The organism is Bradyrhizobium manausense, from assembly GCF_018131105.1.
Lineage (GTDB): Bacteria > Pseudomonadota > Alphaproteobacteria > Rhizobiales > Xanthobacteraceae > Bradyrhizobium > Bradyrhizobium manausense_B.
Map to the genome: position 1 here is coordinate 25,500 of NZ_JAFCJI010000003.1, position 14,553 is coordinate 40,052.

Sequence of the window (14,553 nt, forward strand, 5' to 3'; positions counted from 1 at the left end):
CGCCGCCCTCTTGCCTTCCCTTAAAGCGCTCGCATCTTCTTAGCTTGCGTGACTGTCTTGACGATTGTTCCTGGCAGAGAGGATTTTAAATCTGCGATTTGCTGATTCACCCTTGCTAACCCGGCTTCGTCGGCGCCGCGTGCGTCAATGGTGACCGTAACCGGTGCCATCACAGAACCGCCAGGCGAAACACCGTTAGGCAGGATTTGCGCGCCCTTCGGCACGTTCATCAGTTCAGGCCCGCGCTCGCCAACGATTGACCAACCACCAGGCGCGCTATCCGTACCGTCCGCGAACATTGGGAACGACAAGCCACCTGTACCGGCGCCTAGACCACTAGACATTGTCGGGGACGAACCACCGAACAGATTGAACGACGAACCGCCGAACGCTTTGCTCCACAATGAATCCACAGCCATAGACATAAGCTTGTCATCAATCTTGTTAAGCGCGTTGACGCCTGCAGTCTGGAACGACGACCAAAACGAGTTACCGGCCGCCATTGCGTGCGAAAGGTCTTGCGCAAAGCCGGTGATATCCGTACGGGCTTCGTTGCTGAACTCTCTTACCGCGCTGTTCATCCGCATTTGCGCGGCTTCAGCGCTGTTAAGCGCCGTCGTGACGTCCGGGTAGATGTTCTTCAGAGACGTGGCAATCTGCAAGTCTTGCGGCGACAGAACCGCCGTCTGACTGGCAAAGCTAATGCTGTTGGCAACCTTCGCCTTCTCAAGAGCTAGCGCAGCATCCCCGGCACCTTGGGCTAACCGTTCGAATCCCTCGCGCCGTTTGTCAGTGGTACTGATCCCTTCCCGCTCTGCCGCAGCTTCCAACTGCGCCATGGCCTTCAGGCGCTCGATATTGTCGGACGTTGTTCCGACCGACTCCGCAGCGGCTTGCTGCGTCTTCGCGTATTTCAGAAGCTGCTCCGTCGCGCGATCCAAAGAGTCGTCTGGCCTGTCTCGCCCCGCAACCCTAGACGGACTCAACGACTCGTAGTCGGAAGCCGTAAGACCGGCTAGCGGGTGTTCCCTAGAGCCAGGATCGGCGGGGTTAGCCTTGTCAAAGGCAGCATCCATCTGCGCTGCAGTCGGATACGACGGCTCTACGATACGGCTTGCCGCGTAACCCGGAATGGTTGCCGCCGCTTGGTCGCCGTTCTGGAACGAAAAGCCGTCCCATAATGCCTTACCAAAATTCGTCCAAGTGCCAAGTTCGAACACCGGTTGGTCGTGCCATTCGGTAATCGCATCGTGCAGCTTGTCAGCGTTGATAGTAAGTACGCCGTCGTCGGCCGGAACCCCTGTCGCGGATTCGAACTGCTTAAAGCTTTCGTCGCTGGCCTTCTGAATTTGCGCCGGGTCAATAGATTTTACGAACCTGGCTGCTTTCTCAATCAGGTTATCAAGGAACGGCAACACTTCATCAAACGCCGCCTTCATGTACATAGACCATTCGACGCTGGACTTACGCCAACGTTCGTCGAATTCTGCGGCCCGTTGAATCGTCTCTTCGCTAACAACTACGCCAGCGTCTTCAGCGGCATTGCGTATGCCGTCGAACCCGTGCGCCGCAGATTCAAGAAACGGTATCCATTCCTTGGTATAGCCAAGCATCTGAGCTATGGCGATTTGGTCTTGCGGGGTCTGAGCCCTTCGCACAAGGTCGCCCGCAGTCGTCAACAACTGCGTTTCGGTAATCAACTGCCCGCTGGCGTTCCTGATACTGAGTCCGTTAGCGTCAAACTCTTTGGAAAGCGAATTCGCGTTGCGCTGTGCGTCGTTGAGAAGCTGTGCGGACTTAGTAAGGCCAGAATTGATCTGATCTGCGCTTAGCCCCGCAACCTGCCCGCCAAACGCCACGGATTGGAAATCGCGCACCGACAAGCCAGCCTCACGGGCCGTAGTCTGCATGTCGGCAAGTTCTTTGTTGGCTTTTGCGATGTAGTCGACAAAGCCACCTAGAGTCGCGATAGCTCCAACACCAAAGCCCGCGAGCGCGGACAATGACACGTCGGAACTGGACTCTACTCTAGAAATCGCATCGCTAAGGGACTCGACAGAACGTGTTGTTCCGTCGATTCCTTCGCCCGTCGCGCTGATTGTTACTCTGCGAACGATATCGCCTTCGGCCATGTATGTATTACTTTCATTGAAATGTGATGTCTCTCTTGCTAAAAGCCCCGCTCACGATCAGGAGCCCCAATGGCAAAGAAGACGAAGAAGATTGCCCGCCGCGAATGGACTGCAGCGGACGTGAAAGAGTTGCGCGCGCACTCGAAAGCACGCACGCCAGTTGTGAAAATTGCAAAGCAGATGAAACGCAGCGAAGGCAGCCTTCGCCAAAAGGCAATCGCTTTAGGTATTGGCCTCGGCCACCAACGCTAGCTCAGTTCCGGTGGTAGAATACCGGGAGCGTAATGCAACCAAGCTCCAGTATCCCGATTACGCTGCTACTTTTCAGAAGTTGCCATAGCGGTTTTATTCGGGAAGACTCCCCCCATTTGAAAGGACCTTTTTCTTTGGGGGGCTTTATGCCCGAGACACTAGAAGCAATCGTTTGGTGTGCAGCGCTTGCCACATGGTTGATGATCCTATTCGCATTCATCAAGTCGGGTCTGAAGCCGTTTGCGAGAAGCATTCGGAGATTGGCAACGGCTGTTTTTGGGACCAAACCAAGATGAGCTAAGTTAGGTTCGCCTGCCTCGCGCGACAGGCAAACTCAGCCTGCTTTCCCAGAACATTTCTTGGTGGTCGCCATACTGCGCCCAAAGTGCAGCTAGTTCTTCTTGCGACTTAAAGCGGAAGAATCCACACGATGGGTCGCCGCGAAGCCATGCTTGCGCAGCCGCCGATAGGGCCTGCCGCTTATTCAACGTTCTTTTCCGTGGCGCCATCTATCACCGCCTGTTAGCAGGCAGTGCAGGCGGTCGACCGGATGCCGCCTCACCAATATCGAGGCCGAGTTCTCGGAACAGACGGGCCATGCCAATCCGGCTATCCCGCTCGATGCCAACGGCCGGATGCGCTCGCGGGCTTCCAAACCGGTCCTGGTACGTCATGCCTTCTTTTGCAATGACCTTCCGGGCGTCTTCTGCGCGGTCATAGGCCTCGCAGGCCTTGGTAAGAAGAATAATGTGATGCGGCTCGAATTCGTACTCTGCAACGGCGCCGCTGAAGAATGCTGCGGCGTCCTTGCTAAGGTGCTTGGGTGGTTTGTAAGTCTGTGTAGTCACTACTTCCCTTTCTAAAAATTTGATTTGAACGGGGTCACCGTCCGTAAAAGTTTTCCCAATGGCCGGTTAGAGCCCCGAAGGCCCTTAAGACTCGATGCCCCCTACCCGTTCGCCTTACGTGGGTATCGATACCCTGCGACGTGGTTGATCGTTTGGCTATACAGCCGACGTGTCAGTCCTCAGCGATCGGTCAATGAGTAGTCGGACGCGACGGACTGCCAAGAATCCTAGTCTGGCTCCGATAGAACCAGTCTTGAGGGTGCCGCCGCTGGTGAATGAGTAGCGCCAAAGATCAGCGTCACTGTCTCTCTGAAGTGAGTAAAACACTTCACGGTGGAAACCAGAGTGCTCGGTTAGCAACACTGCATTTTGCGGCATGGCGCGGATCAAAAGTTGTCGCTTTAAAATACTGCTATCTGGACTCAATCAGAAGATGATTGCAAGTAGCAAAACACGCCTACGGGATCGCTCACAGTTGCAAAAACAACAAATTCGCCTGTGATCTACTTCACTAGTACGCTGCAAGGGTCTGCCTAGACTTGGCCCATGTGGGGCCTCATCGTACGTGCCATCATCGTTCTGGTCGTCGCGTTCGCCGCGATAGCCGCGATCTACAGCGGTCCATTCCAGCCGCTCGCCACCGCTTCCATGCCTGCGGTGAACGTGCCTTGACGGGCAAGCACTGGACGTAATGCTTAGCGGCGAAACCGCGCTTCCTAGCCACAAAGGGCGATGCGGCGTCCCGCCCCGCTTTCCTTGATCTACCGCAAGTCTCCCTCTCGGCAGGACTCAAAGATGCAGCGGTGGCAGACAGGGGGGTTGAAATGCTCCGAGTTCTTCTGATGTTTTGCATCACCGTGACCGTCACGCCGGTAATTGCAGAGGAATGCGCGGCTCTTACGGGCCGGATGCGGTTTGCCTGCGCTGTAGCGAAATACCCGGCGTTCAGCGCCCAGGTTGAGCGCTGCAAGGATGAAGCCCGCGCGATGGGCCTACGCTTTGGGCGAGGCGACCCCGCTTTTAGAGGCTACGTTGAAGGCTGCTTACGGCGTATCGTGGCAAGAGGACGAAACTTCGCGAGAGAGTGACCAGCCAGCGCCACCAGCGCGCTGTTTGACAGCCTGCCTTACCCAACACCGGCCAAGAGGCGAAACGCGCCACGGGCCATGCCAGCCCTTCCTTGGGCCATGACCACCGCCCCGCAGGTTTCTTCTTTTCTCAAGAATCCTCCCCACAGCGTGACATCCGTGACAGGGTATAGACCCCTGTCACGTCACGTCACGCTAAGATGGGCCGTGACATCCGTGACATGTCACGCGTGACCTCGAAAATGTCACGGTAGCCAAACCCGGGCCCCCATCGCGCCCACATGGCTTGCCTCTATCAGCCTGCCAGAAGCCCGGTGGAAGCGCTGCCTAAGTGTCTCGGCGTCTAGGGCAGGCTCCTTAGCCAGGACGTCCGCGTAGAACCTGTTACGCCAAGCGTCACGCGTGACGGTCGGGACGCCGTCCGGGTAGCCCAGGTCGACAGGTCCGGGCTCGCCTCCATCCTTCTCCAAGACGGTCCGCAAGGCCTCGAATGCCTTGGCGGTATTCCCTCTCAGATTAAGTCCGTCATCCGTTGATGCCGTGAGGCTGCCAGGCATAACCTTCGTCGGCACGACTACAGGTGCAGTAGTTTCGTTTCCATCCGGGTCAACGCCAAGCGACACAGACTCAAGTCGGAAGGCAGTTATCACGCCTTCGTCCCCGTCGTTCGCGCCGGTACATTCCAAGACGAACGACTTGCTTTCGCCCTTACCCGACGCGGTGACGCCAAACGACACGTCAATAGCACCGTCAAGATCGATAGCGCCCTTGCCACGGTCGCCCTCCCATCCCGAATGATGGACTGCGGCGACGTGCGCACCGGTTGCCCGGTGAAGTTCGTCAACCGATTGAATGTACCGTTGCATATCCTTCGAGGCGTTCTGATCCCCACCGCCGAAGGTTCGTGTGACCGTGTCGACAATGATAAGAACGCATTGGTACCCGCACTTAGCCTCAAGAGCGCGTACGGTGCTGGCCAATGCCTTGGCATCGACTAGCCCGCCCGTAAGGTCTAGCTTTCCTCCGACTACGACAAACGGAATGCCGAAGACCCCATGCTTCTTACGCCAGGCTGCAACGCGCCGTTCAGTTAGCGATTTACGCTCAGCGGCGAAGAAGACAACCAAGCCCTGTTTCACCTTCCGGCCGTGCCAGTCTACACCGGCTGCAATGTGGCAGCCGATATCGCAGAGTAGAACGCTCTTACCGGTGCCCGGCTTGGCGACGAAAAGAGAAAACTCGCCGACGCCTAGGAAGCCCTTTACAATCTCTTCCTTCGTCACGGATTCATTGACGTCGTCGAACCACGTCACATCGAAGCGACTATTATCGTTAGCCGCCGTTGGCGCGTACCGTTGCCAGACGTCGCTTAGCTTAACTTCGGAGCACCGACCATTCGCGAAAGCGTCCCGTGCGTCCTGCCAATGTGCTTCATCAACCTTGTTCGCCGCGAAGTTGACCCGAAGGACGTTGCTGGTTCGGTCATACTCCGAGAGGCGATCTGTGATTTGCCCAAGCCTGAAGGCCGCTTCGCAAGCGACGGCGGGATTAGCTCCCTTCCAGCCGCCCACGATGCTCCGTATAGCTAGTTCACCAATCTCAACGCGCGATTTTTTCTTTACCTCGGACATATCAGGCAGCGGTCTTCACGTGCTGCAGATATGACACAAGAGTATTCACAAAATCATCGAACGTCCTGATTGTTCGCTGATATCCGACGCGCCTAACGACCGTCCGCAAGGTCGTATGCCAGTATTCGTCGGCCCAAGAAAAATGTGGGTCGAGCAAGCCTAGCTGATAGTCCGTCATACTATCGGCATCCGCCGAAAATCGCGTTAGCAGTTCGACGGCCAGCGCATTACGCGGGTCTTCGGGAAACTTCGATTGCAATGATGCGCGCCACGGAATGCAATGGTTCAGCGCGTACTTCACGGACTTCTTCAGTTCAATATTCATGTTCTCTTTCTGAAATTAGATGGCGCCTGACTTACCTCCGGTCTAGGCGCCGCTATGGATCGTTAAGCCGCAACCCACGCCAGGTATTCGCCACCGCTGCGTTTCCCGAAGATATCGAGCGGCGTATTCGCCTGGAGGAATCGACGCGGGCCGTTGGTGGCATCCGGCGTCGGGCCAATCGCAAAGTAAATATCGACGCTAGAGACAATCGAGAAAACTGCAGCGCCTGCGAGTTCACTCTCGATAGGGCTTGCGTTGGTCGTAGTGCCAGCACTAGCCATGTTCTGACTCCAAACGCATTCGGCTAGAAGCGCGACCGGATGTTGACGATTGGAAACAGGTCCGGAGAACCCGCAACAGACATGAACGCCTGAAAAGGCCATATGTGTTTTTCCTAAATGATGTTATCCGCGAACGGCAGCAGCGAGTTGGGCCAGGGCGCGACTGAAGCCGTCGTCGTCGCGCTTCGATTTTGCGTATCTTACCCGCGCTAGATCGTTGCTCGGTTCCGAAACCAAGCTCAGTTCTTTCAAATCTATTTCGTGCAGACGTCGTCGAACCTCACTGCCCTTTGGCATTAAGGTGAAGCGCCGGCTGACGTAGCCAATCGAGGCACCGTTGAAAGCTGGCGGGTTCATTCTTAGCAACGCAGCCACATCATCAGCGCGACGATTCCCAATCGCTAGGCGACCGCGAACTTTCAAACCGCGCTCGTCCTCCTCCATATGATCCCAGGCCCCGATTGGAAAAGCATCCTCCAACAGAGGACCGTTTGCATGCTGAAGAAGCATCGGAGGGAGTCTCCCTTTGCGATGCCAATCGGCAAGCGTTTTTTGAAACGCTCCGCGGTCGATGGAGTCCCCGTGTGAGTCGACGTTGCCGAAGAATGCGCCGTAGCCGTCCACGCGTCCTTGGTCATCTACGCTTAGGTCACTCATCCAAGAGCTTTCTCAGCGCCAACTTGAAGCGGTCTGCCGCTTCGTCGGCAGACGTCTCTATGTCGTGATCTTCAATTAGATACAGCTTGCCATTGCGCGTTTCGTACAGGCCAGCTTTTAGCCCTCCCTTGAATTCGACCTTGGTTGCGCCGTCTGGGGAATATTCCATCGCCATTAGCGAAGCTCCTCCGGAAGCTTAATGTACCCGAGAGACGCCGCCTGCCTAAGAAACTGCATCATGTCGCTACCCCGGTCGAACACCGAGTCCTTAAATACACGCTCCGTTTCAAGCCGTAGAGGTGGCCAGAAGCCGAAATTTTGCCCGGCAAGCTTCGCTGCCGTCTGCTCAATTCGCTTCAAGGCGGGAAGAGCTTGAGCAACGCACTGCGCCACGATTCTTTCGTCGGCCTCAATGGCGGGCTGAACTTCCTTGCGAACCCGTTGCTCTCTCTCTTTCAGAGCTACGGCGTACCGCTCTTTATGAACTTCGCAATCTTCAATCGCGATGAAATGAGCAGTCTGGGCTTCTGCGATCAGTAGATGGTGAGTCTTCCGGGGACTTGGCTCTTCATTCCGAAGAATGGCAGCTTTGCGTTCTGTGTTGTACTCCTCGAAATATTTTGCTGAAGAGACCCTGCGAACATTCGCTTCTGTTTCGTCACAGACGCGCTTCGATTCAGTGTAGTCTCGTTCTAGATTGATGAAATTAGAGTCAGTCTTGCTAGTCATTATGTATTCCGTGAAATTAGGCAGTGGCGTCGTCGTAGAGAGCCTTGGCCAAGTGGGCCAGTGTGTGTCCGCTGATCGTGCAGGTGTGCAGCACGCGGATGAAGCTGGATGGCTGATCCTGAATTGGTCCGTATCTCGTCTCTTTCACTCCGTTGGGTGTTTCAGTCGCAATCGTGATGCTAGGGAACGACGTGTCGATAACGACGCGCTTGTTCATTTCTCGCGCAGCAACGCGGAGGCTTCTGCTATCTTTGACACCATCCTGAATTTGCGACTTCGCCTTACCGAAGTTTTCAAGGATGGCTGCGATGGCATCGCCCGCCCGATCACCATCGGGCGACTTAAGGGTCGAATAATTTTGCGTCGCGTTGGCCAGGTTTCGAAGCGGCTCGTTGAGGCAAAGCGCAATGCCCCAATCGGCAACGTGTTTCGGCTTCAGCTTCTCCGGTGCCGGGCCGCGCTTTTCAGAAAGCGGAAGCACCTGTCCGCCGATCAAGGACGCAGCGGTATTTCTCACCCTCGCTCCCGGAAAGCCGGCGGCCACAAGGTGACGTTCAAATTGCTTTACAGTGGGCATTGATATTCCAATCAACGATCTTTCGTCTTTGGCGGTCCAAAAAAATGCGAGCGCCCTCCCGCCATGAAGGGCGCCCGCGCGAGTTCAGTCCGCCGCGAGGGAGCGGTGGGCTGGGCTGAGTAAATCTGTCAGGGGTGGCCAGTGGTCCGGGCACAAAAAAGCCGCCCTTATGGGCGGCCCGGACGCAATAAGCACATCTAACTGTTTTGTACCCCAAAACGGTACAGAAGTCAAGGTGTATTTAGAAATAATCCTGATATATCAATGATTTGGTATGGAGGTGGCTTTGAAATCATTGGCCAAATTCCGCCATTTGTCCAACTAATTTCAGAATGATTTCTAGCGCCACCTCGCTAGCGGCGTTCCAACCACAAACCAAAGCTAAAAATGCCGCTCTGTTCTTGTCGGCTATGGTGGGTGATCCCCTCAGCCGGCACCAGCGCTCAATGCGCCTCCCTCAACTTGAAGCCTTCGGCACGCTGCCTTGTTGCAGATGCTCGACATCGACGCCTGTGATCTCCACCCAAGCATATTTCGACCGCTCAAACACCGACTTGACCGGCGCCGGAAGTTTCGGATCCGCGATCGCGCCGACGGCAACACCGATCATCATGGGAAACTTGTCGGGCTTCCAAAAAACCGTGGAGCCGCAATCAGGACAAAAATAGCAGCGGACCTTGCCGCCGCTCTCGCCGGCGCGAACATATTCCTTCGGCGTCCCTGAGATCGTGACGGCATCGACCGGATAGAAAGCGCCAACGCCGAATGGCGCGCCGGTCCGTCGCTGGCATTCGAGACAATGACAGGCCGCAACCAGCTTGGGCGGCCCCGGTAGCAACAGCGCAACAGCACCACAACTGCATCTGGCATCGATCATCGATCCACTCCCGTAATTGCTCTGCCCGGCCCCTAACGCGGCCATCGAGATTGCAAGCTTGTCCTGAACGAAGAAGGCCTTGCTGTTCCGGCCGAACTCCTTTTAATCCCCGGGCCGGCACCATTCGGGCGGCACGCCGCTACAGATCGAACGAAGCAATGACTGGATATCTCACCCAATCTCTGAGCAAGGCAGCCGCCGGTGATATCAGCTACATCGTCGGACTCGGCCTTCTCATCTACGCGGTGATGCTGCCGCCGATGCTCGTGGCCGGACACAGCTTTCAGCCTGTACCGGAGCCACGCGGTACGAAAGTCGAGATTAGCACGGCTGATGCGGCAACCTTTCGCGCCTCCTTTTCCAATCCAGCGCACGGACCGTCGACTACGATCATCAAGGACAAGCCTGCCGCCTCTCCGGAAGGCGACTGTCCTGTTCCGCCGAATCTGGCACCTCCCCTCTCGAGGTGATGACAGCCGTGTGGGCCTGTCAGACCGCCCCCGCGCCATCGGCAGGCAGCTCATCCAACCGCCAGAGCCCGAGGCTCTTGTCGCGCCAGCCGCCACCGCCCTCATCGCAGCGCTCGTTGATCAACTCGCGCGGGGGCGGCCAGTCGAACGGTGCTCTCGTCATGTTGAGCGCGCGCCAGTCACCATCCTCGCAATCGCGGTTGTCCCCCCACTCAGGAAACGTCGTGACCAGCAGGAATTGCGCGCCGCTCGCACGAAAGCCGGCCATTGCGCGCGCGATGTTCTGAAAACTCAGATGCACGAGACAGTCGCGGCACAGGATGACGTCGCAAACGGGCAGCGGATCGCGCGTGATGTCGGCGACGAGAAAGCGGCAGCGCAGCTCGCCTTGCGCCACGCGCGCCATGTTGGCCGCGATCAGCGACGGCACGATGTCGACGCCGGTATAGTCGACATCCAACGTCGTCCTGCCGATCCATCCGGCATCTCCGCAGGGCGCATCGAGCAGCGAGCGCGCGCCGAGCCGTTGCAGCAAGCCGGGCAGCTCTTCGCGGATCGCGGCGGTCGCGCAATTCTCGGAGCCGAGGCCAGAGACCGAGGTGACAGCGCCCCACAGATTGGTCCGCTCGATGCGCTCGAAGCGAGCCGCAAGGTCGAGACCGACAAAATTCTCACGGTCGGCCACGAACCGCTCATGGGCGAGCACGGAGGGACGATCTTCAATCATCGGGGGACTCGCGTTCGAGATTCCGTCGCAAACGCAATATACACGCGGAGCATCGCATCCGAAGCGTCTCCCCAGCGAGCCGGCTCATGATGAGCTGACGCGCCCCGGCCTTGTACGTCCGCGTGGGCTCAGGCCGCGCGCACAGTCCGCAGGAATTTTCTGACCTCGTCCTTCAGCCGGTTGCTGTCGGTTGCCAGCATCTTCGCGGTGGAGAGCACCTGCGAGGACGCCGAACCGGTCTCGGCCGCACCGCGCTGCACGTCGGCGATGTTGGTCGAGACCTGCTGGGTGCCGTGCGCGGCCTGCTGCACGTTGCGCGAGATTTCCTGGGTCGCTGCGCCCTGCTCCTCGATGGCTGCGGCAATGGTCGAGGACACTTCCGACAGCCGCTCGATGGAGGCGGAGATGTCGCGGATTGCCGTCACCGATTCCTGGGTGGCGTTCTGGATGCCGGAGATCTGCTGGCTGATTTCGCCGGTCGCCTTCGCCGTCTGCTCGGCCAGCGTCTTCACCTCGGAAGCGACGACGGCGAAGCCGCGGCCGGCTTCACCTGCCCGCGCCGCCTCGATGGTGGCGTTCAGCGCCAGCAGGTTGGTCTGGCCGGCAATGGTGTTGATGAGCTCAACGACATCGCCGATCCGCGTTGCCGCAACCGAGAGCTCACCGACCCGCTCGGTGGTGGTGCGGGCCTGGTTGACGGCTTCGCTCGCCATTCGCGCGGATTCCTGCACCTGCCGGCTGATCTCGTTGACCGAGGACGACAATTCCTCCGTCGCGGTCGCAACCGACTGGACGTTCCCGGTAGCCTCGCCCGAGGCAAGCGCAACCACCGAAGTGAGTTCCTGCGCGCGCTGCGCCGTGGTCGCAAGCGTCGAGGACGACGCTTCGAGCTCGGTCGACGCGGATCCGACAGTGTCGATGATCTCGCCCACCGCGCGCTCGAATCCGTCGGCCAGATTGAACATGTCGCGCTTGCGCTGCTCCGCAACCTGCTTATCGGCTTCCACCTGCGCTACCTTGAGGCGTTCGACTTCAATCGCGTTGGTCTTGAACACTTCGACCGTCCTGGCCATCTCGCCGATCTCGTCGCGGCGATCCTTCTCGGGCACCTCGGTCTTGAGGTCATTGCGCGCCAGGCCTTCCATGGCAAGCTTGAGCCGGGCGATCGGCTTCGACATCGCCACAAGGCCGATGAAGAGCGCGATCGCAATGCCGACGATCAGGCCGCCGGCGCTGACGCTCGTCACGGTCCAGACCGCGGATTTGGCGTCACCCTCGATCGCTTCCTTGCGCTTGGCGACCGCCTTCGACGTGTCGGCCGTGAACTTGGCGACACGTTCGATGGCCGCATCGATCAGCGGATCACACTCCTTGTGCGCACGATCGGCGGCCCTGGCATTTTCCGCCGGGCCGTTTGCGGCTGCGCCGGCCTGGAGCACCGGATCGCAGCCGGCAAAGGCGGCATTCAATTGCTCGCCGACGCTCCTCGTTTCATTCGCCCGCGCTGGGTCATCCTGCTGCGCAGCGTTCAGAAACTGGCCGACTTCATTGCGGTTCTGGTTCGCGATCTTGAGGCGATTGGCGTTGCCCGCCTCGGTCGTCTCGGTGAACACCGCATAGAGGGCCGCATGATAGGTCTCAAGACGACGCTGGACGCGCGTGAGGTTGAGAGCTGCCGACTGCATCGCCGTGAGTTCGCTGAAGCCATCGACGGTCGCGGAGAGCTCGCGAATGCCGAAGGCCGCGACTGCGACCAAGGCAACGCCCATCACGGTCACGATCAGCCCAACCTTCAACACGATCTTCAAATGATTCAAAAAGCGCATCGCAAGCCGCCTGTTCAAGACTCCAGTTCCAGAAAGCCGGAACCGTTCAGCGGCGACATTGGAACCCGCTAACCTTAACATTTGATACAAAATGTCGCGCGTGAGCTTACGGGAAACTACCCATTTGAGCGCTGCACGTAAGTCTCACGTAAGCTTCGATCGTTTATAGCGGCGCCCGCTCTCCCCTCCGGCCGGAACCAACCACGGGGCTTGCTTGTTCTCGCCCCATGCGGATCCGAGAAGACAACCGAAACATGGTCCTGCTGTCGACGGTCACGCTGTGCTGCGCGGTTGTCGCCGGCGCGCTCGCGGTGCTCGAACCGGTGTTTGGGCAGGCTCCTGACCAGCAGGTCGCCGAAAGCAGGCCCATCGACAGCGCAAGCCCGGCATCGGTCCGGGTGGTCGGCGCTCCCTTCGTGCCCAACGTCAATCCGCGCCAGCGCTAGTTAGCGATCCGGAGAAACTTCCCGGCCGTCATCTGGTCGGGTGCGGGCGCGTACCAGCTCCTCAACGAATGCGATCACCTCCGCCCGCTTCTCCGGCGGCAATGACAGGAAGGCGCGCACGAGCCGGAGGCCCTCCACTTCGTCCGATGGTTCAACCCTGACATCCATCCCTCCAGTGTCGGGCGACCGGGAAAAATATGCAATCCCTTGCCGATCGCCCGCTTGATTCGGCGCCCCGGCTTTGGTGGAATAGCTGCAACAGGGGTGGTGGATCATGAAGTGGATCAGAGAGCGTGACGCGCTGATCGCGCAGACGCTGGCCTTCGTACAATCGGTGTCCGCCCGGAAGGACGACTTTCGTCAGCCGGATACCGTTGCGTCCGCGCCGGTCCCGGCCGCGGAGATCATCTCCGTCCGAGCCGCGGCCGTCGCATTCGAACCCCGGCAAGCCGAACCAGCCCCGCACGTTGCCCCACCGCCGCAGCCCTTGCCGGCGCCCCCGCTACGGACGAGCGATGTCCGCAGCGAGATGCAGGCCCGCATCGCCAATTTTCGAAAGCATCAGGAGCGTTTCGAGCGCGAGCGCGAGGAATATTGTGCGGCGACGCTGAGCAAGCTACGCGCCGCCATCGGCGACGTGGCACCACCGCCGCCAACCCGGAAATAGGGCCGGCCCGCCTACAACCACGACCACACCAGCCAGAGATTGGCTGCGCTGGCGCCAAACAGTGCCAGCGTCAGTGGCAGGAGCATATGCCCGCAGCAAGTTTTCAGGTCGGTCGTCATGGCCGGAAACATCCGCTGATTCCGCCAAACGAGTCCCAAGGTTTCTTTTTTTGCGGATTCAGGACTCGTTAAGGACTCAGGCCCCGCCAGCCCCGGCCTCTCGATCACGCCCCCGTGATCAATTGGGAACCCCTCGCGCCACGACGTCGTTAACGCGTTTTCCGGGAGCGGCAAGCATGCCTTACGCCCTGTTCTGCAACGACAGCCAGATCAGCAAAGCCTATCCGAGCGAGGCCGACATCTGGAAGCTCGCGCAACGGAGCGGACTGGTGGTGGACATCGGCACCGACGATGAGCGGCAAGGCCCGCGCCGGGTGCTCGACAATGACTATGAGATCAAATCCTGCCGCGCAGCCCAAGGCGAGGACCCCGCCAAGAACAAGGCGGACGCCGAGCGGGAATCCCGGATCGAGCTTCAGCTCAACTCGTGAGATCCAAAGACCGCAAGCCAGGTCGCAGGATCTGTTCGGAAGGCCGCTTCACGCTTTCAGGATGTGGTTCAGGGCGTCGCGGCCGCCAGCGAGGCCTGCTCACCGGCGAGCGACACGCACGCCTTGCGTCGATGCAGCCCGCGGATCGCCCCGGTCACCTTCAGGACCTTGCCCAACGCACAGGACGCGTCTTTCACGAAGGCGACCTCGTAAGGTGCCAACATCAAAGGCTCGGATTTGAGGATAGTTTGGGCAGAACACGGCAGGGCGACGAAGCACGAAATCACCACCACTGACGCCAAGATACGCATGTTCGTCGTCCCACAGCCCGGCAACTCTCTAATAACGCCTTCCGGCGCGGGAGTTCCGTAAGTCCCAAAAATTATTTTTGCTTTACCCGATCCCCGTGACACGCGTGAGAAGGCGCGCGCCTGACCAATCGCGTGCAAATGACGCGCCAGATGGTTCAC

At 58.7% G+C, this 14,553-nt stretch carries 19 protein-coding genes; 6 read left to right on the forward strand and 13 right to left on the reverse strand.

The features are described from left to right. Nucleotides 1-20 precede the first annotated feature (20 nt). Nucleotides 21-2,132, reverse strand: coding sequence for a hypothetical protein (locus JQ631_RS26775; RefSeq protein WP_212331685.1), 2,112 nt, complete (start codon nt 2,130-2,132; stop codon nt 21-23). Between the two features lie 69 nt (nt 2,133-2,201). On the opposite strand from JQ631_RS26775, the gene JQ631_RS26780 reads away from it, so the two are divergent. Then, nucleotides 2,202-2,384 carry a hypothetical protein gene (locus JQ631_RS26780; protein WP_212331688.1) on the forward strand — a complete coding sequence of 61 codons (183 nt, stop codon included), beginning with the start codon at nt 2,202-2,204 and terminating at the stop codon, nt 2,382-2,384. A 512-nt stretch (nt 2,385-2,896) separates the two neighbouring features. On the opposite strand, the gene JQ631_RS32385 is transcribed toward JQ631_RS26780, so the two are convergent. Next, a complete protein-coding gene (locus JQ631_RS32385; protein ID WP_212331691.1) occupies nt 2,897-3,232 on the reverse strand; it encodes a P27 family phage terminase small subunit in 336 nt (111 codons plus the stop codon). A 546-nt stretch (nt 3,233-3,778) separates the two neighbouring features. Here JQ631_RS32385 and JQ631_RS32520 point away from each other — a divergent pair. Continuing rightward, entirely contained in the window at nt 3,779-3,904 is a 126-nt protein-coding gene (locus JQ631_RS32520) for a hypothetical protein (protein WP_283841822.1), read from the forward strand. Between the two features lie 661 nt (nt 3,905-4,565). Here JQ631_RS32520 and JQ631_RS26790 read toward each other — a convergent pair. From JQ631_RS26790 to JQ631_RS26825, 8 genes are all read right to left on the reverse strand, one after another. After that, entirely contained in the window at nt 4,566-5,951 is a 1,386-nt protein-coding gene (locus JQ631_RS26790) for an AAA family ATPase (RefSeq protein WP_212331694.1), read from the reverse strand. A 1-nt stretch (nt 5,952) separates the two neighbouring features. Further along, nucleotides 5,953-6,276 (reverse strand): hypothetical protein, encoded by a 324-nt coding sequence (locus JQ631_RS26795; protein ID WP_212331697.1) that lies wholly within the window; start codon nt 6,274-6,276, stop codon nt 5,953-5,955. A gap of 62 nt (nt 6,277-6,338) precedes the next feature. Then, nucleotides 6,339-6,557 (reverse strand): hypothetical protein, encoded by a 219-nt coding sequence (locus JQ631_RS26800; protein WP_212331700.1) that lies wholly within the window; start codon nt 6,555-6,557, stop codon nt 6,339-6,341. Between the two features lie 123 nt (nt 6,558-6,680). Beyond that, the gene (locus tag JQ631_RS26805) at nt 6,681-7,181 is read right to left on the reverse strand and encodes an HK97 family phage prohead protease (protein WP_212331703.1); all 501 of its coding nucleotides are present in this window, start codon (nt 7,179-7,181) and stop codon (nt 6,681-6,683) included. A gap of 25 nt (nt 7,182-7,206) precedes the next feature. Further along, entirely contained in the window at nt 7,207-7,389 is a 183-nt protein-coding gene (locus tag JQ631_RS26810; RefSeq protein WP_212331706.1) for a hypothetical protein, read from the reverse strand. Beyond that, nucleotides 7,389-7,943 carry a hypothetical protein gene (locus tag JQ631_RS26815; protein WP_212331709.1) on the reverse strand — a complete coding sequence of 185 codons (555 nt, stop codon included), beginning with the start codon at nt 7,941-7,943 and terminating at the stop codon, nt 7,389-7,391. Before JQ631_RS26815 ends, JQ631_RS26810 begins: the two co-directional genes overlap by 1 nt. Before the next feature lie 16 nt (nt 7,944-7,959). Next, complete coding sequence (locus JQ631_RS26820) at nt 7,960-8,520, reverse strand: hypothetical protein (RefSeq protein WP_212331712.1); 561 nt, start codon at nt 8,518-8,520, stop codon at nt 7,960-7,962. A 457-nt stretch (nt 8,521-8,977) separates the two neighbouring features. Next, nucleotides 8,978-9,397 (reverse strand): GFA family protein, encoded by a 420-nt coding sequence (locus tag JQ631_RS26825; protein ID WP_212331716.1) that lies wholly within the window; start codon nt 9,395-9,397, stop codon nt 8,978-8,980. A gap of 158 nt (nt 9,398-9,555) precedes the next feature. On the opposite strand from JQ631_RS26825, the gene JQ631_RS26830 reads away from it, so the two are divergent. Next, nucleotides 9,556-9,867, forward strand: a complete 312-nt coding sequence (locus JQ631_RS26830) for a hypothetical protein (RefSeq protein ID WP_212331719.1) — start codon at nt 9,556-9,558, stop codon at nt 9,865-9,867. Nucleotides 9,868-9,886: 19 nt separating this feature from the next. Here JQ631_RS26830 and JQ631_RS26835 read toward each other — a convergent pair whose 3' ends face one another. After that, a complete protein-coding gene (locus JQ631_RS26835) occupies nt 9,887-10,594 on the reverse strand; it encodes a class I SAM-dependent methyltransferase (protein WP_212331722.1) in 708 nt (235 codons plus the stop codon). 128 nt (nt 10,595-10,722) lie between these two features. Next, complete coding sequence (locus JQ631_RS26840) at nt 10,723-12,420, reverse strand: methyl-accepting chemotaxis protein (RefSeq protein ID WP_212331725.1); 1,698 nt, start codon at nt 12,418-12,420, stop codon at nt 10,723-10,725. A gap of 254 nt (nt 12,421-12,674) precedes the next feature. Between JQ631_RS26840 and JQ631_RS26845 the strand changes: the two genes are divergently transcribed. From JQ631_RS26845 to JQ631_RS26855, 3 genes are all read left to right on the forward strand, one after another. After that, on the forward strand, nt 12,675-12,866 hold the full coding sequence (locus JQ631_RS26845) for a hypothetical protein (protein WP_212331729.1): 192 nt from the start codon (nt 12,675-12,677) through the stop codon (nt 12,864-12,866). A 274-nt stretch (nt 12,867-13,140) separates the two neighbouring features. Next, a complete protein-coding gene (locus JQ631_RS26850; protein ID WP_212331732.1) occupies nt 13,141-13,533 on the forward strand; it encodes a hypothetical protein in 393 nt (130 codons plus the stop codon). A 295-nt stretch (nt 13,534-13,828) separates the two neighbouring features. Further along, nucleotides 13,829-14,083, forward strand: a complete 255-nt coding sequence (locus tag JQ631_RS26855; RefSeq protein ID WP_212331735.1) for a hypothetical protein — start codon at nt 13,829-13,831, stop codon at nt 14,081-14,083. 68 nt (nt 14,084-14,151) lie between these two features. Here JQ631_RS26855 and JQ631_RS32590 read toward each other — a convergent pair whose 3' ends face one another. Next, the gene (locus JQ631_RS32590; protein WP_212331738.1) at nt 14,152-14,394 is read right to left on the reverse strand and encodes a hypothetical protein; all 243 of its coding nucleotides are present in this window, start codon (nt 14,392-14,394) and stop codon (nt 14,152-14,154) included. Nucleotides 14,395-14,553 lie beyond the last annotated feature (159 nt).